Source organism: Micromonospora sp. NPDC051924, from assembly GCF_055586005.1.
The window spans coordinates 71483-95643 of the sequence record NZ_JBVJJA010000024.1; the positions used below are offsets into that span (position 1 = coordinate 71483).

The window sequence follows — 24161 nt, forward strand, 5'->3', positions numbered from 1 at the left end:
GGTGGACGGTGTCAGCCCTCCGCGGGCTCGGTGGTGAAGAGCGCCAGCAGGGCGCCGACCTGCTGGTCGGCCTCGGCCGGGTGGCGGAAGTGGCCGCTCGGGTTGATCGTGTACTCGTTGCGCCGGCCCACCCGGGTACGCCGCAGGTAGCCGCCGGCCTCCAGGTCCGCGACGATCGCCTGGGCGGCGCGTTCGGTCACCCCCACCTCGTCGGCCACGTCGCGCAGCCGGGCGGTGGGGTTGCGCGCGATCGCCAGCAGCACGTGCCCGTGGTTGGTGAGGAAGGTCCAGTTCCGGGGGCTCCCGTTCCCGCCCGCTGTCGTCGCCATGGTGGCCATGGTATGGCCCGGCGTGGCGTCGGCCGCCCCTGGCCCGGTCCCGAAACGCGCCGGCGGGCCCCGAACCTGTGGCCGCCCGGCCCGCCGTCAAGTGTGGTTCAACGCACGAAACGTGCTTCGTGTAAACCTTGACGCGCCTTCTGCTGCGTGTGACGGTGGTCGGCGAGGCCGCCTCCGCCGTCGGCCGGGTCGACCAGGTCGTAGGAAGGCACTGCATTGACGCCGACCACTCCGGAACAGGCACTCGCGGAGCTGTCCGCCGGTAACCGCAGGTTCGTCACCGGCGCCCCCCGCCATCCCAATCAGGATGCCGGCCACCGCGCCGCCGTCGCCGACGGCCAGCACCCGTTCGCGGTGATCGTCGGCTGCTCCGACTCCCGGCTCGCCGCCGAGATCATCTTCGACCGGGGCCTCGGCGACCTCTTCGTGGTCCGTACCGCCGGGCACACCGTCGGGCCCGAGGTGCTCGGCAGCGTCGAGTACGCGGTCACCGTCCTCGGCACCCCGCTGGTCGTGGTGCTCGGCCACGACTCCTGCGGCGCGGTGCAGGCCGCCCGCGAGTCGGTGCGCACCGGCACGTCCGCCGCCGGGCACCTCGGCGCGCTGGTGGACGCCGTCGCCCCCAGCCTGCTGCGGGCCGCCCGGGAGGGCGTCGAGGACGTCGACGGCATCGTCGACATCCACATCGCGCAGACCGTGGAGGCCATGCTGGCCCGCTCCGCCGTACTCGCCGAGCGGGTGTCCGCCGGGCGGTGCGGGGTGGTCGGCATGTCGTACCGGCTCAGCGCGGGCGAGGTGCGGACGGTGGCCGAGGTACCGGCCCGCACGCCGACCCCGACGCTGCCCGGCCCGGCCGCGGCCACGGACCCGGCGCCCACCACCGTCGCCGGCTGAACCGATACCGGAAACGCCACAGGGGCCGTCCCGCACGTGCGGGACGGCCCCTGCCGGTGCACGAGGTCGCTACAGCAGCGACATGTGCACGTGGTCGGTGTGGTTGGATGGTCCGCTGTACGACTTCCAACCGGTCGCCGGGAACCAGATCTGCCGGTTCCAGATCACGTAGTAGATGCCCAGCCGGTCGGCGTTGCGGATGAGGAAGGCGGCGACGTTGTTGCCGTACATCCGCGTGTCGTTGTTGTGCCAGGGAGAGAAGCCGCTCTTCTGCAGCGACCAGTCGCAGGCCCGGCCCTTCGGATGCTCCCACGGCCCACCGGAGCGGTAGCAGCCCGCGAAGCGATTGAAGCCGGCCCGTCGCACTTCCTTGTACGCGTGCAGCGTGCGCGGGGTGACGCAGCCGGAGGTGGTCGGGTCGTTCTCGCTGCACGACTCCGGCTTCCAGTCGCCGTCGGCCGTCCGACCGGGCCCCATCCGGGCAACCGGGGAGGTGGCCGAGACCAGACCGCCGGTGAAGCCGATGCCGCCGACCAACTTCAGTGCCTTCTCCGTCTCGGCCTTCTCGCGGGCCATCACGTTGGTCTGCTTCTGCTGCTCGCGCACCTCGGCGTCGAGGGCGAGCTTCGCCTGCTCGGCGCGGTTCTTCGCCGCGTTGACCTCGGCGAGCTTCTGCGCGTTCACCATGTTCAGCTCGTCCAGCGCGGCGGCCCGGCGGACGAACGAGTCGGGCGTGTTGCTCTCCAGCAGCATGGTCATCGCACCCAGCCGGCCGGTCCGGTAGGACTGCGCCGCGATCGCGGTGACCTGCGGGCTCAGCGCGTCGAGTTGCTGCTGCGCCGCCCGGACCTCCAGGGCCAGCTGGAGCTGGCGCTTCTTCGACTTCTCCAGCTTGTTCTTCGCCTGGAGGTAGTTCTTGTTCGCCTGGGCGATGGCGTCGGTGATGAGGAGGTCGCCGTCCTCCTCGTGCTCCGCGGGCGCGGGGTTGGTCGGCGCGGCCAGCGCCGGGGCGGGCCCGGCGAGGACGGCGCACGCGGCGAACACGGCCACCAGGGGTGTCAACCAGCGGCGCAGGGGTGCCGTCAACAGTGTTCCCTTCCGTCGACCGCCGACCGGGTTAGCTGCCGGGTTCGGGACGGAAGTGGCCCCTACCGCTGGCGCGGATTCACCCCAGGTACCTGGTTCCCCGGCTCGCCCGTGGGCGATTGGGCGGTGGCACCGCTGGCGCCGCTGCGCGCCTTCGGCGGTGACCGGGAGCGAGGTTACCCGAGAGTGCGTGCGGGGTTCTACGTCCGGAAGCCGACCAGAAGCCCTATTTCGTCGTGGCCCTGCGTGACCAGCGTCGCGTTTGAAATCGGTGGTCACGCTGCGGAGTGTCACCATGCCGGCTCCGTGGTCCTTTCCGGCCCGTGCCGCTCCCCGAGCGCCGCCAGGACGTCGTGCCGCGCCGCCGGCGGACGCGGCGTCACCGGCCCGCCCGGTCCGGCCGGCGTGCTGGCGGTCCCACCCCGGCCGGCGGTGGTGACCATCGCGGCCAGCCCGGTGGTCAGCGGTACGGCGGCGATCAGGCCGAGCGTGGCCACCGCGCTGCGGACGATCTCCTGGGCCATGAACTCACTGGTGAGGATCTCGCCGACCGGCCGGGAGTCGGCGACGAGCAGGAGCAGCAGCGGGAGCGACGCGCCCGCGTACGCCAGCACGATGGTGTTGACCGTGGACGCGATGTGCGCCCGGCCCACCCGGGTGGCCGCCCGGTAGAGCTGGCGCCGGGACAGCCCCGGGTTGGCGTGCGCCAGTTCGGTGACCGTGGCCGCCTGGGTGACCGTGACGTCGTCCAGCACGCCCAGCGAGCCGATGATGATGCCGGCGAGCAGCAGCCCGTGCAGGTCGACGTCCCGCTGGAACATGGAGAGCGTGGTGGCGTCCTCGCTGCCGAAGCCGGTGAGGTGGGTGGCCGCGGTGGCCAACGTGCCGAGGACCCCGGTGAGCACCAGGCTGCCCAGGGTGCCGAGGACCGCCACCGAGGTCTGCGCGGTGATGCCGTGCGTGAGGTAGAGCACCACGAACATGATCAGCGCGGCGCCGACGATAGCGACCAGCAGCGGCGGCTGGCCGGCGCCGATCCCGGGGAGCACGAAGCCGAGCAGGACGGCGAAGCTGGCGACCAGACCGCCCAGCGCGGCCAGCCCGCGCCAGCGGCCGAAGGCCACGATGGCGACGGCGAAGAGCACGGCCAGCCAGACCAGCGGCGTACCCCGCTGGTGCTCGGCGATGTTGTAGCTCTTCGTCGCCGGGTCGGCCGGGTCCGTCAGCTCGACCAGGATGATCCTGTCGCCGACCTCGACCCGGGGCGCGCCCGGCCCGGACGGGACCGGTGCCTCGACCTGGTGGCCGGCGTCCGGCCCCTGCTCGGCGGCGACGGTGACCGTGCCGCACGGACCCTCGGACCCGCCCGGACCACCCTCCGGGGTCTCCGGCGTCACCGGGCAGGGCTCGGTCACCACCCGGGTCACCGTGCCCTGGTAGCGCGGCAGGTCCGGGCCGCTCGCCGGCTCCCGGGTGTCGCGGGGCCAGAGCACCAGCGCGGCGATCACCGTGATCGCGAAGAGCGGCACCACCGTGGCGACGAGCAGTCGCCGCACGCCCGGCGGGGCGGACGGTGCGGGACGAGTGTGGTCGGCGCCCATCGCGAGTCTCCCAACGATTCACAGCGGGATAGGTGTCACCCGATCGGTCGGTTCGCCGGCCGGGGGGTGCCCGCGGGGTGACGCAGGCCCGGGTCGTCGCCCGGAATGGTAGTCAGCGGGACCCGCCGCGCGGCCGACGCGGGACGGGGCCGGCGGTTCCTCCCGGGCCGCCCGGCGCCACCCGCTACCGTGGTTGCCGTGGCGACGGAGGCGGCGGCGACCGGACGGTGGGTCCGGCTCCTGCTGCTGCTCTGCACCCTGGTCGGGCTGACCGCGATGCACACCCTTGGCCACGGCACGCACACCTCGGCCGACCACGGCACGGAGGACGGGACCGGCCACCACCTGGCGGCGCCTGCGGCCCTCGCCGAACTGGCAGCGCCCGCGGCTCTCGCCGGCCCGGCAGCTCATTCGGCCCTCGCCGCCATGGCGGACCTCCCGGTCCTCACCGGTACGGCCCCGGACTGCCCGGGTGATGCCTGCCACCTGCGTGCCCTGCCGCTCGGCGACCTCGGTGGCCATCCGTCCGGCTGGGACGTGTGCCTGGCGGTGCTCGGCGCGTTCGCCGTCGCACTGCTGGTCGCCGTGCTGCTCGGAGCCCGGTGGGCCGCCGGCCCGACCGTCGGTGGACCGCTCCGGCTCGCCGCCGGGCCGCGCGCCCCGCCGGTCCGGCCGTACGGACTACGCCTCGCCACGGTGTCGGTGCTGCGCAGATAGGAGCGTCCGACGCGGGTTCACCGGAGCACCGGCGTCCCGCGTCCCCGCCCGCTGCCTACGTTCCGACACCGAAAGGCTCTTCCACCGTGTTCACTCGTACCCTCGCGCGTCGGGCCGCCCTGGCCGGCGCGACCGCCACCGCCGCCCTCGTCCTCACCGCCTGCGGCGGCAACTCGACGTCCGGTTCCGGCCACGACATGCCGGGCATGGGCGGCACCGGCACGCCCGCCGCCGGGGCCTCGGCCTCGTTCGGAAACGCGGACGTGATGTTCGCCCAGATGATGATCCCGCACCACCAGCAGGCCGTGCAGATGGCGGAGCTGGCCGAGAGCCGGGCCGCCGACCCGGAGCTGAAGAAGCTGGCCGCGCAGATCAAGGGCGCCCAGGCGCCGGAGATCGCCACCATGACGGGCTGGCTCACCGCCTGGGGCCGGCCGGCCCCGTCGGCGAGCGCCGGGCACGGCATGCCGGGGATGGATCACGGCATGCCCGGGATGATGTCCGACGCCGACATGACGAAGCTCGCCGCGGCGTCCGGCACGGACTTCGACAAGCAGTTCCTGACCATGATGATCGCCCACCACGAGGGCGCGATCACCATGGCGAAGGACGAGCTGGCCCAGGGCGCCAACCCGGACGCCAAGGCGCTGGCCCAGCAGATCGTCACCGCTCAGCAGGGTGAGATCGACACCATGCGGAAGATGCTCGACCGGCTCTGAGCCGAAGCGCGCCGGGTGCCGGGGTCGTCCGCGACCCGGGCACCCGGCGTCGGCCGGTCAGGCGAGGCCGGCGCGGCGGCGGCGGTACTCCTCCTCGTCGATCTCGCCGCGGGCGTACCGCTCGTCGAGGACGCGCCGGGCCGAGGAGGGGGTGTTCCCGGTGCGGTCCCGCTCGGTGAGGCGGATCACCAGCCACACCAGCCCGACCAGCACCACCAGCCCCAGCAGGGACCAGATCCACATCCAGCCCATCATCGGGCCGTTCCACATCATCTGGCCGCCCTCCCGTCTGTACCCGAGGGTCGGCCGGTCCGGCGCGAGGGTGGCGCCGGCCCCGGTCGCCATCTTGAACGTACGCTGACGGCGGCTCGTCCGGGCCGGGTCGGTCGACCCGACGCCGGGGGACGGAAGTCCTGGTCAGCCGCGCTTCATCAGCCGGCCGACGGCGGCCATCATCTCGGTCGCCATCTCGTCGGCGCGCCCCTCGGCGGCGCCCTCGTGCATGCAGTGTCGGGCGTGCCCGTCGAGCAGGCCGAGTCCGACCTTGTCCAGGGCGGCCTGGATGGCGGAGATCTGGGTCAGCACGTCGATGCAGTAGCGGTCGTCCTCGACCATCTTCTCGATGCCGCGGACCTGGCCCTCGATACGGCGGAGCCGCGCGAGCAGCTGGTCCTTGCTGGCGGTGTAGCCCCGGGTCGGGGTCGTCGGTGCGGTCATGACGTCCAGGATAGCGTACCCCTCGGGGGTATGGTACGGTCGCATCTGTCGCCGATACCCCCACCGGGTATTGGCAACGGCGAGAGTGGCAGCCGTCTCTCCACCTCTTACCCCTGGGGGGTATAAGATGAGGGCGGCAGGAAGGGAGTAGCGATGGTCAACACCACCTATCAGGTGCAGGGCATGACCTGCGGGCACTGCGTCAACTCGGTCAGCACCGAGGTCGGCGCCCTCGCGGGCGTCACCGACGTGCAGGTGGACCTGGCCTCCGGCCAGGTCACCGTCACCAGCGAGAGCCCGTTGGACACGGACGCCGTCCGCGCCGCCGTGGACGAGGCCGGTTACGACCTCGTCGGGGCGTGACGGGTCCGAAGACCCGAAGGAACCGAGGTACCACGATGAACACGGCGACTAAGCTGAGCGGCTTCGCCCTCGGCCTCGCGGCGGTGTTCGGCGCGGCGTACGGGGCCGGTCACCTGGCCGGCCCCGTCACCCCCGCCGCCGAGACCCGCCACGACGCCACCGCACCCGACCACGACTCCGCCGACGCCGGCCACGCGAGCGGCGACGCCGCCGGCCACCTGCCCGGCGGGCTGCTCGTCTCCGACCGCGGCTACACCCTGCAACCGATTACCGCCCCGGCCGGCGAGTTCGCCTTCCGGATCACCGGCCCGGACGGCCGGCCGGTCACCCGCTTCGACGTGGCGCACGACAAGCGCATGCACCTGATCGTCGCCCGCCGCGACCTGTCCGGCTTCCGGCACGTTCACCCGGACCTGGCCGCCGACGGCACCTGGCGGGTCGCCTCGCCGCTCGCCGGGCCGGGCGCCTGGCGGGCGTTCGCCGACTTCACTCCGACCGGCGGGGAGCCGCTGACCCTCGGGGTCGACGTCACCGTCCCCGGCGCGCTCGCCGAGCGGCCGCTGCCGGCACCCGCCACCAGCACCACCGTCGACGGCTACACGGTCACCCTGACCGGCGCCCCGCAGCCCGGCCGGTCCAGCCGGCTCACCCTGACCGTCAGCCGGGACGGGCGGCCGGTCACCGACCTCCAGCCCTACCTCGGGGCGTACGGGCACCTGGTGGCGCTGCGCCAGGGCGATCTGGCGTACCTGCACGTGCACCCGGAGGGCGCGCCCGGCGACGGGCGGACCCCGGCCGGCCCGGCGGTCACCTTCGCCGCCGAGGTGCCCTCGGCCGGGGCGTACCGCCTCTACCTGGACTTCCGGCACGGCGACGCGGTGCACACCGCGGAGTTCACCGTGGTGGTGGGCGACGTTCCGCCGCCGGCCGCGCCGACCACCACCACCGCACCGACCCCGGACGCCGGCCACGGCACCCCGGGTCACGGACACAACTGACAGGAGGTGCCGCGATGACCTCGACCGCGAAGTCGTTGCCGGTCGCGCCGAATCGGATCGAACTCGCGATCGGCGGCATGACCTGCGCCTCCTGCGCCGCCCGGATCGAGAAGAAGCTCAACCGGCTGGACGGCGTCGAGGCGACGGTCAACTACGCCACCGAGAAGGCCACCGTCCGGTACGCCGACGACGTCACCCCGGCGTACCTGATCGCCACGGTGGAGAAGACCGGCTACACGGCCGCCGTACCGCCCCCGCCGGCGCAGGCCGCCGACGCGGCGACCGCGGAGCCGGTGGACGAACTGCGCGGGCTGCGTACCCGCCTGTGGGTGTCGGTGGCCCTGGCCGTGCCGGTGATCCTGCTGGCCATGGTGCCGGCCTGGCAGTTCGACTACTGGCAGTGGCTGTCGCTGACCCTGGCCGCCCCGGTCGTGGTCTACGGCGGGCTGCCGTTCCACCGGGCGGCCTGGATCAACCTGCGGCACGGCGCGGCCACCATGGACACCCTGGTGTCGCTCGGCACCCTCGCCGCGTTCGGCTGGTCGCTCTGGGCGCTCTTCCTCGGCGACGCCGGGATGCCGGGGATGACTCACCCGTTCCGCTTCGACATCACCCGCACCAACGGCGCCGGCAACATCTACCTGGAGGCGGCGGCCGGGGTGACGGTCTTCATCCTCGCCGGCCGCTACTTCGAGGCCCGCTCCAAGCGGACCGCCGGCGCCGCCCTGCGGGCCCTGCTCGAACTCGGCGCCAAGGACGTCGCGGTGCTGCGCGGCGACCGGGAGACCCGGATCCCGGTGGACCAGCTCGTGGTCGGGGACCGGTTCGTGGTCCGCCCCGGCGAGAAGGTCGCCACCGACGGCGTGGTCGAGGACGGCACCTCGGCGGTCGACGCCAGCATGCTCACCGGCGAGTCGGTGCCGGTCGAGGTCGGGCCGGGCGACACCGTGGTCGGCGCGACCGTCAACGCCGGCGGCCGGCTGGTCGTCCGGGCCACCCGGATCGACGGGGACACCCAGCTCGCTCAGATGGCGAAGCTGGTGGAGCAGGCGCAGACCGGCAAGGCGGCGGTGCAGCGGCTCGCCGACCGGATCTCCGGGGTCTTCGTGCCGATCGTGATCGGCCTGGCCGCCGGCACGCTGGGCTGGTGGCTCGGCACCGGGGCGGGGACGACCGCCGCGTTCACCGCCGCGGTGGCCGTGCTGATCATCGCCTGCCCGTGCGCCCTCGGGCTGGCCACGCCGACCGCGCTGCTGGTCGGCACCGGCCGGGGCGCGCAGCTCGGCATCCTGATCAAGGGGCCGGAGGTGCTGGAGTCGACCCGCCAGGTCGACACCGTGGTGCTGGACAAGACCGGCACCGTCACCACCGGCCGGATGACCCTGGTCGACGTGCTCCCCGCAGCCGGCGAGGACGCCGACGAACTGCTCCGGCTGGCCGGGGCGCTGGAGGCCGCCTCCGAGCACCCGATCGCCCGGGCGATCGCCGACGGCGCCGCCGAGCGCGGTCCGCTGCCGGCCGTCGGGGGCTTCGCCAACGCGGAAGGGCTCGGCGTCACCGGGTCGGTCGACGGCCGGGACCTGGTCGTCGGACGGCTCCGGCTGCTGCGGGAGCGGGGTCTCGACGTACCCGAGGAGATCGTGCGGGCGGCGACCGACGCGGAGGCCGCCGGGCGGACGGCGGTCCTGGCCGGCTGGGACGGCCGCGCCCGCGGGGTGCTCGCGGTGGCCGACGTGGTGAAGCCGACCAGTCGGGCGGCGATCGCCCGGCTGCGCGAACTCGGGCTGACCCCGGTGCTGCTCACCGGCGACAACGCCACCGTCGCGCAGGCGGTCGCCGCCGAGGTCGGCATCGACCAGGTGATCGCCGAGGTGCTGCCGGCCGACAAGGTGGACGCGGTGCAGCGGCTCCAGGCCGAGGGGCGGACGGTGGCCATGGTCGGCGACGGCATCAACGACGCCGCCGCGCTGGCCCAGGCCGACCTCGGACTGGCCATGGGCACCGGCACCGACGTGGCGATCGAGGCGTCCGACCTGACCCTGGTCCGCGGCGACCTGATGGCGGCGGTGGACGCCATCCGGCTCTCCCGGCGCACGCTGCGCATCATCAAGGGCAACCTGTTCTGGGCCTTCGCCTACAACGTGGCCGCCCTGCCGTTGGCCGCCGCCGGCCTGCTCAACCCGATGATCGCCGGGGCCGCGATGGCCTTCTCCTCGGTCTTCGTGGTGGCGAACAGCCTCCGGCTGCGCGGTTTCCGGCCGGTCGGCTGAGCCGTCGACCCGCCGCCGTCCCGGGCCCGTCCCGGACGGCGGCGGGTCGTCCGTTCACCCTCGGTGAGGAACAGTGGGTTGAGCCCCCGACCGGCGGGGTACCTCCACATTCGTCAGGACAACTGCTGAGTGGAGGTTCCGATGGGTTACGACGAGAAGATCGGCAACGCGACCGAGAACACCGCTGGCAAGGTCAAGGAGGGCGTCGGCCGGGCGACCGACAACGAGCGCCTCGAGGCCGAGGGCCGCAACGACCAGGCCGAGGCCAACCTCAAGCAGGCCGGAGAGAAGATCAAGGACGCCTTCAAGAGCTGACGTACGTCCATACCGCATCGCCGGGCCGGCGCCTCGCCGGCCCGGCGTGCTGCGCGCGGACCGCGTGTCCGGCGTTCGTGCCGCCTGCTTGGCACACTCGATCCGACGCCGCCCGATCCGGCCCGGGGCGCGGGCGGCGGCACCGCGAGGAAGCCCCGGCCGACCACCGGCCGTGACCGACGGCCGACGACGTACGGGGAGAACGATGTCCGCCACCACCGCGCTCCGCGCTGCCGCCCTGGTGACCCTGACCGCGCTCGCCGGGGCCTGCCAGTCCACCGGGGAGGACACCGCGGCCCCGGCCGGCAGCCCGACCGCGCCGACCGCCGCCGCCACCGAGCCCGCCCCGGCCACCGCCGCGCCGTCCCCGCAGACCGCGGCCAACACCGCCGAGGTCTGCGGCGCGGTGGACCGGCTCATCATCGCCAAGAGCAAGGAGATCGCCGCCGACTCCGCAGCCTCCACCCGCAGGCAGTTCACCCCCGAGCAGATCAACGCGCAGGTAAAGGCCGACCTCGCCGACCTGGCCGACGACGTACGCGGGCAGGCCGCCAAGGCCGAGGACCCGGAGGTCAAGGCGCTGGTCACCGAGACCGCGCAGACGATCGACGCCGGCGCGAAATCGGCCACGCCGGTGAAGTGGCTCAGCTCGACGTTCGTGTCGATCCCGCAGCGGCTGGCCCGGGAGTGCCGGGCCTGACCCGGTACCGCACGTGGACGACGGCCGGCGCCCGGGACCTCATCGGTCGGCGGCCTGCCGCGCGGCGCGCACCTCCAGGTAACGCCGCTCCGGCAGGCTGGTGGTGGCCCGGGCGGCGGCCAGGTACGCCGCCCGGGCGGCGTCCCGCTCGCCGGCCAGCTCCAGCAGGTGGGCCCGGACGGCGGCGAGCCGGTGGTGCCCGGCGAGGCGCTCGTCGCCGTCCAGCGGTGCCAGCAGGGCGAGCCCGGCCCGGGGACCGTCCACCATGGCGACCGCGGCGGCCTGGTTGAGGGTGACCATCGGGTTCGGCGCGAGCCGGGCGAGCACCCGGTAGAGCGCGACGATCTGCGGCCAGTCCGTCCCCGTCGCCGACGGCGCTTCCGCGTGCACCGCGGCGATCGCCGCCTGCACCTGGTACGGCCCCGGCGGTGACCAGGTCAGCGCCTCGGTCACCAGGGCCACGCCCTCCTCGATCTCGGCCCGGTCCCACCGGCCGCGATCCTGCTCGGCGAGTGGGACCAGCTCCCCGCCCGGCCCGGTGCGGGCGGCCCGGTGCGCGTCGGTGAGCAGCATCAACGCCAGCAGCCCGGCGACCTCGCCGTCCTCCGGGAGCAGCCGGTGCAGGTCCCGGGCCAGCCGGATCGCCTCCCCGGTCAGCTCCGCGCGGTGCAGCTCGCCGCCGCTGGAGGCGGTGTACCCCTCGTTGAAGACCAGGTAGAGCACGTGCAGCACGGCGCGCAGCCGCTCGTCCCGGTCGGCGGCCGAGGGCAGGACGAAGCGGGCACCCGCCGCCTCGATCTTCTGCTTGGCCCGGCGGATCCGCTGGCTCATCGTCGCCTCCGGCACCAGGTACGCGCGGGCGATCTCCGCCGTGCTCAGGCCGCCCACCGCCCGCAGCGTCAGGGCCACCTGGGCGGAGACCCCGAGCGCCGGGTGGCAGCAGAGGAAGAGCAACTTCAGCGTGTCGTCCGCGGTCGGCGGCTCCTCGTCGGCGGGCGGCGCGACCCCCGCGTACGCCGGCTCACGGACCGCCACCGCGACCTCGCGGTCCCGGCGGGCCCGCTCGCTGCGCCACTCGTCGGTGAGCCGGCGGGTCGCCACGGTGATCAGCCAGGCACGGGGATGGTCGGGGACGCCCTGTGCCGGCCACTGGGTGGCGGCGGCGAGCAGCGCCTCCTGGACGGCGTCCTCGCAGGCGTAGAACTGGCCGTGCCGGCGGACCAGCACGCCGAGGACCTGCGGCGCGAGGGTGCGCAGCAGGTCCTCGACGACCGGCGACGTCACATCTCCGTCCCGGCCTGCTCCATCACCGGCCGCACCTCCAGCACGCCCACCCCGCGCGCGACGTCCGGCCAGCTCGCGGCGATCTCGGCGGCCCGCTCCGGGGTCTCGCAGTCGACCATCAGGTAGCCGGCGAACTGCTCCTTGCTCTCCACGAACGGCCCGTCGGTGATCTCGGTGCCGCCGCCGGCCGCCGGCCGGACGGTACGGGTCTGCGCCGGGTGGGCCAGCGCGTCGCCGCCGACCAGCTCCCCGGACTCGGTCAGCTCTTTCATGATCCGGTCGACGTCGCCGAAGATCGCGTTCCGCTCCTCCTCGGACAGCTCCTCCACGAAGCCGGGCCGGTTCCAGATCAGCAGCATGTACTTCACGGTCCACTCCTCGGGTACGGGCCACCGGCGGTGGCGCCTCTCGCAGACGGGTCGGAGCCGGGAACTCCGATCCGACATCTTCCCCGAGAAAATTCAGCGACCGCGGCGTACCGCGCGGCGTGCCGGCGCACCGACGTCGAGCGAGGCCCGGTCGGCGGCCGAGGTGCCCGAGGTCCAGCCCTCGGCGTCGCGCACCTGGAGGCGGTGCCGGGTGACGCCCGGGAAGAGCTCGTCGACCCGCTCCTGCACGGCGTCCGACCGGGCGGCGAGCACCGGGAGCAGCCGGTCGTCGCCGCGCTCCTCGGCCGCGGCCCGGTCGGTCGCGGCGGTGGCCGCCCGCAGTCGCTCCCCGATCCGCAGCGCGAACGCGTTGAGGAAGGACTCGTCGTAGCCCCGGGTCCGCCGGCCGCTGCCGGTGCGGCGTTCGCCCCGCCCGCGCAGCATCGCGGCGGTGGCCTGCACCAGCAGCGAGGTGTGCAGCAGCTCGACCGCGGCCAGGTCGGCGGGGAAGCCGAGCACGGTGGCGAAGCCCAGGTCGTCGGACCAGACCGACTCGCAGCGGTTCGCCGCGGCCACCTCCTGGATGAGCAGCGCCTTGGCCGCCGCGTACGGGGGGTCGGTGCCCAGCCGCACCCCGCTCGGCCGGTCCGGGCGCTCGGCGGTCGCGTCGAGCAGCGCCGCGTCGATGCTGTGCCGGGCCATCAGCTCCTGGGCCTTCCCGGTCAACGCCTCGGCCTCGGCCGGGAAGGTGGTCGACTCGGCCTTGGCCAGCAGCGCGCGTACCCGGTCCAGGATCCGCGAGCCGGTGGCCGGGGCGGCGGCGCGCGGGGCGGCCCCGGTGGCGCCGGGCGGCGGGCGGAGCGTGGCGATCGGCGGCAGCCCCTCGACCAGCCCGAGCGCGTCCACCGCGTCGCGCAGCGCGGTGATCCGGTCGCCGTCGGCCCGGCGGTCCAGCCAGCCCGCGTCCGCGTCCCAGGCCGCGCCCAGCTCGCCGAGCTGGTCGTCGAACCACTGTGGGACCGGGCCGGGCTGCTCTCGGCGCTGGGCGACCAGCACGTCCCGGAGCAGCCAGGCACCGCGGGGCGTCAGCCGCCGGGCCGCGATCCGGTCCAGGTCGACCGGCTGCCAGCCGCGCGGCCAGAGCCGCCCCACGGCGCGGACCAGCCGGGCCAGGAGCACCGCGTCCACCGTCGGGCCGTCGCCGACCACCAGCCGGTCCAGCGCCCGTTCGGCCGCCCGTACGTCGGCGCCGCGCGCCGCCGCCAGGGCGTCGGCGAGCAGCCGTTCGGCGTCCGACACGGCTCGGCCTCCTCGAATTCGTCGTCGTGCCGGCGCGGCCCGCGTGATCCACCCCGGGATGCGGCAGGTCGGGCCCGCGGACGGGCGGGACGGCGCGAGATGCCGCGACCCGCCGGCACGACGGTACCGGCGGGGACCCGCCGGGCGCCCGTGAGTGGGGTCACCGTTCAACCTCGCGGGGCCGGTGTCCGTACTCCTGTCCGAGTCGGGGCGGCGCGGCGGACGGAGATCGAACGTGGGTGGGCGTCGGGATCGTGGTCTGCACCGGCGGCGTCGGATCTCCCGTGCCGGGACGATGACGCTGCTGGCGCTCGTGGTCGCGGTCGGCGTGGCGGCCGGTGGCGGGTACGCCGCCCGGCGGGGCGTACCCGAGCTGCCGGCGGCGGCCGCCGTCCGGGCGGCCACCGCGCGCCCGGCGCCGACCACGGACCCGCCGGTCGTCCCGGCGGACGGCCGGGTCGCCGGCGCGATCACCTACCCGGCCCGGGGTACGGGCGCCTTCCGCACCGCCACCGCGGTCGGTGCGGTGGCCGGGCGCGGCGGCCGGTTGCTCCGCTACCGGGTGGCGGTGGAGGAGGGCATCGGGAACGTCGACGTGGAGCGCTTCGCCCGACAGGTGGCGGTGATCCTGGCCGACCCGCGCGGCTGGACCGGGGGCGGCGAGTGGCGGCTGCAACGGGTCGCTCGGGACGATCCGGCCGATTTCACCGTGCTGCTGACCACCCCGGTGACCCGGGGCCGGCTCTGCGCCGACCCCACCGACCACTACACCTCCTGCCGCAACGGGGACCAGGTGGTAATCAACGTGGCCCGCTGGTTGCACGGCGTGCCGCACTTCCCGGATCTCGCCGGCTACCGGCAGTACCTGCTCAACCACGAGGTCGGCCACCGGTTGGGTCGGGGCCACGAACTCTGCCCGCGAGCCGGCGGCCCGGCCCCGGTGATGCTCCAGCAGACCCTCGGCCTGCACGGCTGCACGCCGAACGCCTGGCCGCAGGTGGACGGTGCCCTGCTCAGCGGCCCGTCCGGCCAGTACGACGACCCGGTCCCCGCCGAGGACTGACCCGTCGGCGACGGGTGAATACTGGGCCGGTGGACACCATCCGCCCCCGCCTGCTGCTGGTCGAGGACGACCGGGCCCTCACCGGCCTGCTCGCGGACCTGCTCACCGAGGAGGGGTACGCGGTCGACGTGGCCGGCGACGGGCACACCGGCCTGCACCACGCGCTGACCCGGGACTACCAGCTCATGGTGGTCGACCGAGGGCTGCCGGTGCTGGACGGGCTGGACCTGGTCACCCGGCTGCGGGCCCGCGGCGTGACCTGCCCGGTGCTGCTGCTCACCGCCCGCGGCTCGGTGGACGACCGGGTGGAGGGGCTCGATGCGGGCGCGGAGGACTACCTGGTCAAGCCCTTCGAGGTGGCCGAGCTGCTGGCCCGGCTCCGGGCGCTGCGCCGCCGGCACCCGGAGGCGGCCGGCTGGCTGCCGCTCGGACGGCGCCGGCTGGACGTGGACAACCGCCGGGTGCTCGACGGCGGCGAGGAGATCCCGCTCTCCGCCCGGGAGTTCGCCGTGCTGCACGCCCTGGCCGGCCGGCCGACCAAGACCTTCACCCGGGCCGAGCTGCTCAGCGCCGCGTTCGACCACGCCGACGCCCCGGGCACCGTCGACGCGTGCGTCCACCACCTGCGCCGCAAGCTGGGCCGGGGCGCCGTCCGTACGGTGCACGGGCTGGGCTACCGGCTCGGCCCGGGCTGAGGCGGGCGGGGTGGACGAGGCCCGGCTGACCCGTGCCCGGCGGCGCAGCGTCGCCCAGACCGCCGGGGCGATCGGGCTGGTCCTGCTGCTGGTCGGTGCGTTGATGTATGTGCTGACCATCGGTCAGGAGTCCCGGGTGCTCGACGTGGGCCTGACCAAGGTGCTGGCGATGGCCGAGGACGTGGACGACCCGCCCCCCGGCCAGTTCCTCGCCCGGCAGCGACCCGGGGCCAGCACGGTCGAGGTGACCCCGAGCGCGCCGCCCGAGCTGGTCCGGGTGCTGCAGGACACGGTCGGCCGGCGACCGGGCCGGTACGACACGACCATCGGCGACGACCAGCCGATCCGGGTGCTGGTCGCCCGCCGCGCGGACGGCAGCCGCTGGGCGGTCGCCGCCGACCTGGCGCCACTGCGTCGCCAGCAGGAGCAGCTCGGCCTCGCGCTGCTCGTGGCCGAGCTGGCCGGCCTGGCCGGCGCGCTGGTCGCCGCCGCGCTGCTGGCCCGGCGGGCGGTCGCGCCGCTGGCCACCGCGCTCACCCTGCAGCGCCGCTTCGTCGCCGACGCCTCGCATGAGCTGCGCACCCCGCTCACCGTGCTGCACACCCGGGCCCAGTTGCTGGCCCGGCGGGTCCGTACCCAGCCGCCCGAGCGGCTCGCCGGGCAGCTCGACCAGCTCGTCGCGGACACCCGGGCGCTCGGCGAGGTGGTCGAGGACCTGCTGGTGTCCGCCGCGGCCGAGCACCAGCCGCTGCCGGACACCGAGGTCGACCTGGCCGGGGTGGCGCGCGAGGTCGTGGCGAGCATGTCCGCGTACGCCGAGGGCCGGCAGGTCGACCTGCAGGTCGAGGCGGTCGGTCCGGTCCCGGTCCGGGGTGCGCGTGCCGCCCTGCGCCGGGCGCTGACCGCGCTGGTGGACAACGCCGTCGGGCACGTGCCGGCCGGTGGGCACGTCACGGTGACGGTCGACCGGCGGGACGGCCGGGTGGCCGCCGAGGTCGCCGACGACGGGGTGGGGCTGGACCCGGCCGAGGCGGACCACGTCTTCGACCGGTTCGCGCACGGCACGTCGGGCGCGGGGCGGCGGTTCGGGCTGGGCCTGGCGCTGGTGCAGCACGTCGCCCGGGCGCACCGGGGGTCGGTCGAGGTGACCGGCGCGCCGGGCGCGGGCGCCACCTTCACCCTGCTGCTGCCCCCGGCCTGAACGCCGCCCGGCGCCACCGGACGGCGGGCAAGAACTTCCCAAGAATCGCTGGGCACTGTGGGGCCGCAGAGTGAAGTCCCCGATCTTGAGGAGAGATCGTGCCCGACAACGTCAACGGACTGCCGGTGCACCCGCTCGTGGTGCACGCCGTGGTGGTCCTCCTGCCGCTGGCCGCGCTCGGCGTGGTAGCGCTGGCCGTCCGACCCTCCTGGCGGGGCCGCTTCGGCGTGCTCGTGGTGCTGATCGCCGCGCTGGCCACGGCCGCCGTCCCGCTCGCCACCGAGAGCGGCGAGAGCCTGGAGCGCCGGGTGGGCGACCCGGGCCAGCACGCCGAGTTGGGGGACCAGCTCATCTGGTTCGCGCTGCCGCTGCTGGTCGCCGCGGTCGCGTTGTACTGGCTGCACCGCCGGTCCGCCGCCCGGACGACCGAGGGGACCACCGAGGCCGCGCGTCCGGCCGGGCAGGGCGCGCTCGGCCTGGTGGTCGCGGTGCTGGCCGTGGTCGTCGCGGCGGCGAACGTCGTGCAGATCTACCGGATCGGCGACTCCGGGGCGAAGGCGGTCTGGAAGGACACCCCGGCGGCCAGCGCCGGGCACGGCGAGGGCGACGGGGACTGACCCGCATCCTGCGCCGCGCGCCCGCCGGTGGTGAGATGGACGGCGGGCGCGCGGCGCCGGGGCGGAGGAGGACGACCGCATGGAGTACGTGAAGTTCGGTTCGACCGGCCTGGAGGTGTCCCGGCTCTGCCTGGGCTGCATGAGCTACGGCGAACCGGGCCGTGGCGCGCACCCCTGGTCGCTGCCGGAGGAGGAGAGCCGGCCGTTCATCAAGCAGGCGCTGGAGCTGGGCGTCAATTTCTTCGACACCGCCAACGTCTACTCGGACGGCACCAGCGAGGAGATCGTCGGCCGGGCGTTGACGGACTTCGCCCGCCGGGACGACGTGGTCATCGCGACCAAGGTGCACGGCCGGATGGGGCCCGGACCGAACCGGGGCGGGCTGTCCCGCAAGCACATCATGAGCGAGATCGACGCCAGCCTGCGCCGGCTGGGCACCGACTACGTGGACCTCTACCAGATCCACCGGCTCGACCCGACCACACCGATCGAAGAGACCCTGGAGGCGCTGCACGACCTGGTCCGCGCCGGCAAGGTCCGCTACCTCGGCGCCTCCTCGATGTACGCGTGGCAGTTCGCCAAGGCCCTCTGGGCCGCCGAGCGGCACGGCTGGACCCGGTTCGTCTCCATGCAGAACCACTACAACCTGCTCTACCGGGAGGAGGAGCGGGAGATGCTGCCGCTCTGCGCGGACCAGGGCGTCGCGTGATCCCGTGGAGCCCGCTGGCGCGGGGCCGGTTGACCCGGGACTGGGGCGAGCGCACCGCCCGGGCGGAGACCGACGAGTTCGGCAAGGGCCTCTACGCGCGGACCGAGGAGCCGGACCGGGCGGTGGTCGAGGCGGTAGCCCGGATCGCGCAGCAGCGGGGCGTACCCCGGGCGCAGGTGGCGCTGGCCTGGGTGGCCCGCAATCCGGCGGTGACCGCGCCGATCGTCGGCGCGACGAAGCCGCACCACCTGACCGACGCGGTGGCGGCGCTGGAGCTGGAGCTGACCGACGACGAGGTGGCCGCGCTGGAGGCCCCCTACGTCCCGCACCCGGTCGCCGGCTTCTAGCTCGGTTCCACCCCGGGCGGCGGTGTCGGCCCGGGCCGCACGGGCGGAACGTGAGGTTGGTCACCGCGTCGGGACGGGGCGGGGGAACGAGGCCCAGATGTTCTTGGTGTGGTCGGTGGCGTACCAGCCGACCGCCAGCGAGACCTGCTCGGCCATGAACAGCCCGCGGCCGCCGGAGTCGAGCGGGTGGATGTCGGTCAGCTCGGGCACCGTGCTCACGTCGTGGTCGGCCACGTCGAGGACGAAGCAGTTGTCGGTGCGGTGCAGGGTGACGATCGTCGGCGGACGGCCGTGTCGCAGCGCGTTGCTCGCCAGCTCCGTGGCGACGAGCGCGACGAGGTGCGGCACCTCGTCCAGTTCCTCGCCTTGGACCAGGCCGTGCCGGGTCAGCGCGTCCCGCAGCGAGGCGCGCAGGTCGCGCAGGTCGGCGGGCGTGTCGAGCGCCCACCGCTCCAGCTCGGTGGCCTTCGGCGGTGGCGGCGACGTGCGCAACTGACCCATGATCCTGCCTTACCCTCCGTAGCCACCGGCTAAGCGGCACCGGCTGCCGGAAACCGCCGGGTCGGCCCCCGCCCGCGTCGAGCGGGGGCCGACCCGGCGACGGTCAGCGCCGGAGCAGGGCGAAGATCCCCCAGCCGAGGTACTCGCGCCGGTAGCGGACGTACCGCAGCGGGTCCTCGGTCAGCTCCTGCCGCAGGTCGCCGGCCAGCTCGTCGTCCGGGTTGGCATCCAGCCAGCGGCGCAGGTTGAGCCAGTGCGCGGCCGCGTACCGGTCCCAGCTGTCCTGGTCGGCGAGGACCATCTCGACCAGGTCCCAGCCGCATTCGCCGAAGAGCCGGACCAGCCCGGGCAGGTCCCGGAACTCGTCGCGGGAGCGGGCGTGCGAGCTGGTCACGGCCTCCTCGTCGGGCGGGTCGCGCCGCCAGTACGGCTCCCCGACCAGGACCATCCCGCCGGGGCGCAGGCTGCGTTCGAGGATCTCCAGGGTGCCGGGCACGCCGTCGCCGATCCAGGTGGCGCCGATGCAGGCGGCCAGGTCGACGGGCTCCGCCGCGACGTACGTGGCGGCGTCGCCGTGCACGAACCGGACCCGGTCCGCGACCACCAGCTCGGCGGCGCGCTCCCGGGCGGCGGCGGTGTTGACGGTGCTGATGTCCACCCCGGTGCCGGTCACGCCGTGGTCCCGGGCCCAGGTGCAGAGCAGTTCCCCCTTGCCGCTGCACAGGTCGAGGATCGACGTGCCGGGGGTGAGTTTGATCGCCCGGCCCAGGGTGGCGAGCTTGGCGTCGTCGATCGGGTTGATGATCCGGAGGTCGCCCTCGCGGATGGTGAACTTACGTGGCAGATCCAATGTGGTCACTCCAGATGACGGATGTGGGTGTCGGAACGGGCTGACGCAGATCGGCTCGGATCGGCACAGTCGGCACGGGCACCAAAACACCCTCTTCAGGCAGTCGGAGTGACGTCGCGGCGAGGCTAGCCGGCATTGGCGCAGCGGCCAACCGATTTATCCGGCAACCGGCGGTGCCCGGCGAATCGGAGGTGGTTCCCACTGGATGCCGGGGTACTGCATCCACGTGGGAAAGATGAGCGATCGTTACGTGGGACGGGTCCCGGTGGCGCCCCGCCGGGTCACCGGCCGGGCCGCCCCGGTGGCTCCGGCCGGTGGCCAGCACGCGGAGGCCCGGGCCGACCCGGCCATCGTGGGCGTCACCCGGCCGGCCGTCGGGCGCGCGGAGGCCGTGGACTCGGCGACGGCGATGTTCCAGCCGCCGGACGTCACCGGCGCGATCTTCGTGGACGGTTCGGGCCGTCGCGGCCGGCGCCTGCGCCGGGTCGCGTATCCGCTGGTCGCGGTGGTGTTGGTGCTGCTGTTGGCGTTCTGGCTGCTGCAGGGGCTGGACGTGCTCGGGGTGCTGTCCTGATGGGTGTCTGGCGTGCCGGACGCCGGCTGGACGGGGCCGGCGACGTGCTGGCCCCGACCGTGCCGCCCCCCGGGGAGCGGCGGCAGCGCCGGCGTAACCGGCGGCGCTGGCTGCTCGCCGCGGTGGCGACGTTCGTCCTGCTGAACCTGCTGGCGGTCGGCGCGTACGCAAACGCCCGCTTCACCCCCGACCACCGGGCCGCCGGGCGGTCGGGCGCGGCGTCGGTGCCGAAGGTGGTGCGGAACGGTGGCACGGTGGTCGATCTCCGGGACGGCCGGGTCGACGCCCGCCGGATGCCGCCGAGGACCATCGCCCTGACGTTCGACGACGGCCCGGATCCACGGTGGACGCCGAAGGTGCTGGACGTGCTCGCCCGGCACCACGCCCCGGCGACGTTCTTCGTGGTGGGCTCTCAGGTGGCCCGACATCCGGAGCTGGCCGATCGGATGGCCCGTGAGGGGCACGAGCTGGGCATCCACACCTTCACCCATCCGGAGATGACCGACCTGCCGTTGTGGCGGCGGAAGCTGGAGTACTCGCAGACCCAGGCGACCATCGCCCACACCACCGGCGTCCGCACCGCGCTGGCGCGGCTGCCGTACTCCAGCGGGGTCGACTCGCTCGACGACGCGAGCTGGTCGGTGGTGCGGGAGACGGGCCGGTGGGGGTACGTGTCGGTGTTCAACGACACCGACAGCCAGGACTGGGCGCGGCCCGGTGTCGCCGCCATCGTGCGCAACGCCACCCCGCGGGGGGATCGGGGCGCCGTGGTCCTGATGCACGACAGCGGTGGTGACCGAGCACAGACGGTCGCCGCCCTGGACCGGTTCATCCCGGAGATGCAGGCCCGCGGCTACCGGTTCACCACCGTCTCGCAGGGCCTCGGCTGGCCCGGCCCGAGCGCCGTCCAGCTGGACGCCCTCGACCAGGCGCGCGGTGCGCTGCTGGTCTGGGGGGTGCGAGCGGCGGACGGGACGATCCACCTGCTGTGGCTGCTCCTGATCGTGGTCGGTCTGCTCACCCTGGCCCGCACCCTGCTGCTCTTCGGGTACGCGCTGGCCCACGCCCGCCGTCGCCGGGCCCCCGCCTGGTCGTGGGGCGGCGAGGTGAACGATCCGGTGACGGTCGTCGTCCCGGCGTACAACGAACGGACGACGATCGCCGCGGCGGTGCGGTCCCTGGCCACCGGCACCCATCCCGGCATCGAGGTGCTGGTGGTGGACGACGAGTCCGACGACGGCACCGTGGAGGAGGTGGAGCGGCTCGGCCTGCCCAACGTCCGGGTGGCCCGGGTGCCCGGTGGGGGAAAGGCGGCCGCGCTCAACGCCGGGGTGGCGCTGGCCCGCAACGACCTGCTGGTGATGGTGGACGCCGACACGGTGGTCGAGCCCGACGCGATCCACCGGCTGGTGCAGCCCTTCGCCGACCCGCGGGTCGGCGCGGTCGCCGGCAATGTCAAGGTGGGCAACCGGCGGCGGCTGCTGGGCCGCTGGCAGCACATCGAGTACGTGATCGGGTTCAGCCTGGACCGCCGGCTCTACGACACGCTGCACTGCATGCCCACCGTCCCGGGGGCGCTCGGCGCCTTCCGGCGCGAGGCCGTGCTGGCGGCCGGCGGGCTCAGCCGCGCCACCCTCGCCGAGGACACCGACCTGACCATGGGCATCCACCGCGCCGGCTGGTGGGTGGTGTACGAGGAGACCGCGGTCGCCCGTACGGAGGCGCCGGTCACCCTGCCCGAGCTGTGGCGACAGCGCTACCGGTGGAGCTACGGCACCATGCAGGCGCTGTGGCGGCACCGTCGGGCGATGGTGCAACGGGGTCCGTCCGGCCGGTTCGGCCGCCGTGGCCTGCCGTTCATCGCCCTCTTCTCGGTGCTGCTGCCGCTGCTCGCCCCGGTGGTGGACATCTTCGCCGTGTACGGGCTGTTCTTCCTGGACCGGTACGAGACCGTGGCCGCCTGGCTGGCGCTGCTGGCGATCCAGATCGTCACCGCGGTCCTGGCCTTCCGGCTGGACCGGGAGCCGCTACGTCCGTTGTGGGCGCTGCCGTTGCAGCAGTTCCTGTACCGGCAGGTGATGTACCTGGTGCTGGTGCACTCGGTGATCACGGCGCTCAGCGGCGGCCGGCTCAGGTGGCAGAAGCTGCGCCGGACCGGTGAGGTCGCGATGGCGCAGCCGCAGGCGGTCAGGTGACCGGCGCGTCGGCCCGGGCCGCCGCTGCCCGGGCGGCGGGCGGCAGCCAGGGCGCGGCCGCGATCAGGGTGCGGGCCTGCGCGGGCGAGAAGGCCCCGGCCGCGGGCTCACCTCGCCCGCACGGGCCGTCCGACTCGCCCGGGCTCTTGATCCACAGCAGCGCGGCCACCCGGTCCAGCTTCGGCCCGGTGGTGGGGGGTTGGCCGAGGGCCTGTGGGGACGGGTTGCACCACTGGTCGTCGGCGGGGGCGGCCAGGCCGTTGCGGGAGGTGTCGATGACCATTTCCCGGTCCCCGACCAGCTTCGACAGCCGCAGCCCCCAGCGATGACTGTCGGCCGTCGACCGCCGGTTGGCCACGTTCACCGCGAAGCCCTCCGCGCGGGCGATGCCGGCGCGGCGCAGCCGCTCGGCCATCTCCTCCGGGGTACGCCAGCGCGAGTTGCCCGCGTCGAGGTAGACGTACTGTCCGGCGTCGGTGAGCCGGCGGGTGGCGTCGGCCAGCAGCGCGGCCCGGCCGTCGTCGAAGCACTCGTCGGCCACCGCGTCCGGCTCCAGGATCACGGCCGCCCGGCTGTGCCCGAGTGCGGCCACGGTCCGGTCGAGGAATTCGGCGTACGCGCGCGCGTCGGTGGCGCCGCCCGCGTCCCGGCCGGCGCAGTCCCGGTTCGGCACGTGGTAGACCACCACCACGGGCAGGGCCCGGTGGGTCCGGGCGGCGTCGAGGTACGCGCCCAGGTCGGCCAGGTCCGCCGGGCCGGTCACCCAGCGGGCCTGCGGGGTGTCCGCGATCGGAGCCAGCCATTCGGCGGCGTGGTCGTCCCGCCAGTGCGCCGCCGGGCTGTCGGCGTCCACGAGCAGGGTCGCCCCGCGGAAGGGGTGGCGGAGTTCCGCGTACTCCGCGCCGCCCCGGCAACCGCCGACCCCGACGGCGAGCACGACGGCCGCCAGGGTGGCGGGGAGCGGGTTCCGGCGCATCGGACCACCGTAGGTCGGGTCCGGGCGCCGCGCAGCGGACGAGCAACGGGCCGCCGTCCAGCCCGTCGGGTGGCATGATGTCCGGCGTGCCCGCCGCCCGTGACCTGCGCAGCGCCGACGTGGACCCGCCCACGGCGGCCCTGCCGCCGGCGCGCCCGCGCGGCAGTCGTCACCGGGCTCCCGACGACGGGCGCCGGCTGATGTGGCTGGCGGTCGGGGGAGCGGCCGTCGTGGCGCTGGTCGCCGTGTTGACGGTCGCCTTCGATGGAGGGGACGACGGGAGCCGGCCGCCGGGCGCCGTCGACACCGTCGCGCCCACGGACCTCCTACCGCCGGAGGAGCCGTCCGTGCCGACCGAGGCCACGCCGACGCCGGTGCCGACGTCGGCGTCGCCGACGCCCACCCGGCGGGTCGATCCGGCGAGCCTGCTGGCCGGGTTGCGCGGCACGGTCGACGGGTTGGTGCGGCAGAACGAGCTGCGCCGTAACGACGGTCAGGACCTGCGCAAGCGACTCCGTGAGGTGGAACGGCTGCTCGCCGCCGGCGACATCGGGCAGGCCCGGGAGCAGCTGCGCGAGTTCGCCACCAGGGTGGCCGACCTGCGCCGGGCGGGCCGGCTCAGCGGGCGGGGTTACGACGCCCTGATCGCCGGGACCAACCAACTGGTCGGGACGCTGTCCGGCCGCTGACGCGGGGAAGCGCCGACCGGTGGACCGCCCACACCGGCTGCCTCTCCGAGGTGTCGGCCGCACGGATATCTGCTG

At 74.7% G+C, this 24161-nt stretch carries 26 protein-coding genes, 1 pseudogene and 1 riboswitch; of the genes and pseudogenes, 16 read left to right on the forward strand and 11 right to left on the reverse strand.

What is annotated here, in order from left to right:
- Positions 1-11: 11 nt before the first annotated feature.
- Entirely contained in the window at positions 12-338 is a 327-nt protein-coding gene (locus tag ACZ6S5_RS20065; protein ID WP_466002478.1) for a helix-turn-helix transcriptional regulator, read from the reverse strand.
- Positions 339-554: 216 nt separating this feature from the next.
- Between ACZ6S5_RS20065 and ACZ6S5_RS20070 the strand changes: the two genes are divergently transcribed.
- Positions 555-1232, forward strand: a complete 678-nt coding sequence (locus tag ACZ6S5_RS20070; protein WP_466002480.1) for a carbonic anhydrase — start codon at positions 555-557, stop codon at positions 1230-1232.
- Between the two features lie 69 nt (positions 1233-1301).
- Here ACZ6S5_RS20070 and ACZ6S5_RS20075 read toward each other — a convergent pair whose 3' ends face one another.
- Positions 1302-2318, reverse strand: a complete 1017-nt coding sequence (locus tag ACZ6S5_RS20075) for a coiled-coil domain-containing protein (RefSeq protein ID WP_466002482.1) — start codon at positions 2316-2318, stop codon at positions 1302-1304.
- 5 nt (positions 2319-2323) lie between these two features.
- A riboswitch (cyclic di-AMP (ydaO/yuaA leader) is annotated at positions 2324-2454 on the reverse strand.
- A gap of 154 nt (positions 2455-2608) precedes the next feature.
- Positions 2609-3919, reverse strand: a complete 1311-nt coding sequence (locus tag ACZ6S5_RS20080; RefSeq protein WP_466002484.1) for a YibE/F family protein — start codon at positions 3917-3919, stop codon at positions 2609-2611.
- A gap of 198 nt (positions 3920-4117) precedes the next feature.
- Here ACZ6S5_RS20080 and ACZ6S5_RS20085 point away from each other — a divergent pair, with 198 nt between their 5' ends.
- Together ACZ6S5_RS20085 and ACZ6S5_RS20090 are read left to right on the forward strand one after the other, a co-directional pair.
- Complete coding sequence (locus tag ACZ6S5_RS20085) at positions 4118-4636, forward strand: hypothetical protein (protein WP_466002486.1); 519 nt, start codon at positions 4118-4120, stop codon at positions 4634-4636.
- 86 nt (positions 4637-4722) lie between these two features.
- Positions 4723-5355 (forward strand): DUF305 domain-containing protein, encoded by a 633-nt coding sequence (locus tag ACZ6S5_RS20090; RefSeq protein ID WP_466002488.1) that lies wholly within the window; start codon positions 4723-4725, stop codon positions 5353-5355.
- A 57-nt stretch (positions 5356-5412) separates the two neighbouring features.
- On the opposite strand, the gene ACZ6S5_RS20095 is transcribed toward ACZ6S5_RS20090, so the two are convergent.
- Positions 5413-5700, reverse strand: a complete 288-nt coding sequence (locus ACZ6S5_RS20095; RefSeq protein WP_466002490.1) for an SHOCT domain-containing protein — start codon at positions 5698-5700, stop codon at positions 5413-5415.
- Positions 5701-5772: 72 nt separating this feature from the next.
- Positions 5773-6072 (reverse strand): metal-sensitive transcriptional regulator, encoded by a 300-nt coding sequence (locus ACZ6S5_RS20100; protein ID WP_046568942.1) that lies wholly within the window; start codon positions 6070-6072, stop codon positions 5773-5775.
- A gap of 153 nt (positions 6073-6225) precedes the next feature.
- Here ACZ6S5_RS20100 and ACZ6S5_RS20105 point away from each other — a divergent pair, with 153 nt between their 5' ends.
- The 5 genes from ACZ6S5_RS20105 to ACZ6S5_RS20125 all read left to right on the forward strand — a co-directional run bounded on the left by ACZ6S5_RS20105 (position 6226) and on the right by ACZ6S5_RS20125 (position 10718).
- Complete coding sequence (locus tag ACZ6S5_RS20105) at positions 6226-6435, forward strand: heavy-metal-associated domain-containing protein (protein ID WP_466002492.1); 210 nt, start codon at positions 6226-6228, stop codon at positions 6433-6435.
- Between the two features lie 35 nt (positions 6436-6470).
- Positions 6471-7433 (forward strand): hypothetical protein, encoded by a 963-nt coding sequence (locus ACZ6S5_RS20110; RefSeq protein ID WP_466002494.1) that lies wholly within the window; start codon positions 6471-6473, stop codon positions 7431-7433.
- Between the two features lie 14 nt (positions 7434-7447).
- Positions 7448-9703, forward strand: a complete 2256-nt coding sequence (locus ACZ6S5_RS20115) for a heavy metal translocating P-type ATPase (RefSeq protein ID WP_466002496.1) — start codon at positions 7448-7450, stop codon at positions 9701-9703.
- 141 nt (positions 9704-9844) lie between these two features.
- Positions 9845-10018, forward strand: coding sequence for a CsbD family protein (locus ACZ6S5_RS20120; RefSeq protein WP_466002498.1), 174 nt, complete (start codon positions 9845-9847; stop codon positions 10016-10018).
- A gap of 205 nt (positions 10019-10223) precedes the next feature.
- Positions 10224-10718, forward strand: a complete 495-nt coding sequence (locus ACZ6S5_RS20125) for a hypothetical protein (protein ID WP_466002500.1) — start codon at positions 10224-10226, stop codon at positions 10716-10718.
- A gap of 39 nt (positions 10719-10757) precedes the next feature.
- Here ACZ6S5_RS20125 and ACZ6S5_RS20130 read toward each other — a convergent pair whose 3' ends face one another.
- The 3 genes from ACZ6S5_RS20130 to ACZ6S5_RS20140 all read right to left on the reverse strand — a co-directional run bounded on the left by ACZ6S5_RS20130 (position 10758) and on the right by ACZ6S5_RS20140 (position 13669).
- Positions 10758-12002: an RNA polymerase sigma factor gene (locus tag ACZ6S5_RS20130; protein WP_466002502.1), complete on the reverse strand. Its 1245-nt coding sequence runs from the start codon at positions 12000-12002 to the stop codon at positions 10758-10760.
- Positions 11999-12361, reverse strand: a complete 363-nt coding sequence (locus tag ACZ6S5_RS20135) for a YciI family protein (protein WP_466002549.1) — start codon at positions 12359-12361, stop codon at positions 11999-12001. The genes ACZ6S5_RS20130 and ACZ6S5_RS20135 overlap by 4 nt, the downstream gene beginning before the upstream one ends.
- 102 nt (positions 12362-12463) lie before the next feature.
- A complete protein-coding gene (locus ACZ6S5_RS20140) occupies positions 12464-13669 on the reverse strand; it encodes a DUF2786 domain-containing protein (RefSeq protein ID WP_466002504.1) in 1206 nt (401 codons plus the stop codon).
- Between the two features lie 295 nt (positions 13670-13964).
- Between ACZ6S5_RS20140 and ACZ6S5_RS20145 the strand changes: the two genes are divergently transcribed.
- From ACZ6S5_RS20145 to ACZ6S5_RS20165, 5 genes and pseudogenes are all read left to right on the forward strand, one after another.
- Positions 13965-14732 (forward strand): DUF3152 domain-containing protein, encoded by a 768-nt coding sequence (locus ACZ6S5_RS20145; RefSeq protein ID WP_466002506.1) that lies wholly within the window; start codon positions 13965-13967, stop codon positions 14730-14732.
- A gap of 29 nt (positions 14733-14761) precedes the next feature.
- On the forward strand, positions 14762-15427 hold the full coding sequence (locus ACZ6S5_RS20150) for a response regulator transcription factor (protein ID WP_466002508.1): 666 nt from the start codon (positions 14762-14764) through the stop codon (positions 15425-15427).
- Positions 15428-15437: 10 nt separating this feature from the next.
- Positions 15438-16628, forward strand: coding sequence for a sensor histidine kinase (locus tag ACZ6S5_RS20155; RefSeq protein WP_466002510.1), 1191 nt, complete (start codon positions 15438-15440; stop codon positions 16626-16628).
- A gap of 98 nt (positions 16629-16726) precedes the next feature.
- Positions 16727-17245 (forward strand): DUF2231 domain-containing protein, encoded by a 519-nt coding sequence (locus ACZ6S5_RS20160; RefSeq protein ID WP_466002512.1) that lies wholly within the window; start codon positions 16727-16729, stop codon positions 17243-17245.
- 79 nt (positions 17246-17324) lie between these two features.
- Positions 17325-18301, forward strand: a pseudogene (locus ACZ6S5_RS20165) (aldo/keto reductase).
- A 60-nt stretch (positions 18302-18361) separates the two neighbouring features.
- On the opposite strand, the gene ACZ6S5_RS20170 reads toward ACZ6S5_RS20165, so the two are convergent.
- Positions 18362-18802 carry an ATP-binding protein gene (locus tag ACZ6S5_RS20170; RefSeq protein ID WP_466002514.1) on the reverse strand — a complete coding sequence of 147 codons (441 nt, stop codon included), beginning with the start codon at positions 18800-18802 and terminating at the stop codon, positions 18362-18364.
- A gap of 103 nt (positions 18803-18905) precedes the next feature.
- On the reverse strand, positions 18906-19661 hold the full coding sequence (locus tag ACZ6S5_RS20175; protein WP_466002516.1) for an SAM-dependent methyltransferase: 756 nt from the start codon (positions 19659-19661) through the stop codon (positions 18906-18908).
- A 226-nt stretch (positions 19662-19887) separates the two neighbouring features.
- On the opposite strand from ACZ6S5_RS20175, the gene ACZ6S5_RS20180 reads away from it, so the two are divergent.
- Entirely contained in the window at positions 19888-20226 is a 339-nt protein-coding gene (locus tag ACZ6S5_RS20180) for a hypothetical protein (RefSeq protein ID WP_466002518.1), read from the forward strand.
- Positions 20226-22421: a bifunctional polysaccharide deacetylase/glycosyltransferase family 2 protein gene (locus ACZ6S5_RS20185; protein ID WP_466002520.1), complete on the forward strand. Its 2196-nt coding sequence runs from the start codon at positions 20226-20228 to the stop codon at positions 22419-22421. The genes ACZ6S5_RS20180 and ACZ6S5_RS20185 overlap by 1 nt, the downstream gene beginning before the upstream one ends.
- On the opposite strand, the gene ACZ6S5_RS20190 is transcribed toward ACZ6S5_RS20185, so the two are convergent.
- Entirely contained in the window at positions 22414-23397 is a 984-nt protein-coding gene (locus ACZ6S5_RS20190) for a glycoside hydrolase family 6 protein (protein WP_466002522.1), read from the reverse strand. The genes ACZ6S5_RS20185 and ACZ6S5_RS20190 overlap by 8 nt on opposite strands.
- An 86-nt stretch (positions 23398-23483) precedes the next feature.
- Between ACZ6S5_RS20190 and ACZ6S5_RS20195 the strand changes: the two genes are divergently transcribed.
- Positions 23484-24086, forward strand: a complete 603-nt coding sequence (locus tag ACZ6S5_RS20195) for an FIMAH domain-containing protein (RefSeq protein ID WP_466002524.1) — start codon at positions 23484-23486, stop codon at positions 24084-24086.
- Positions 24087-24161: the final 75 nt, after the last annotated feature.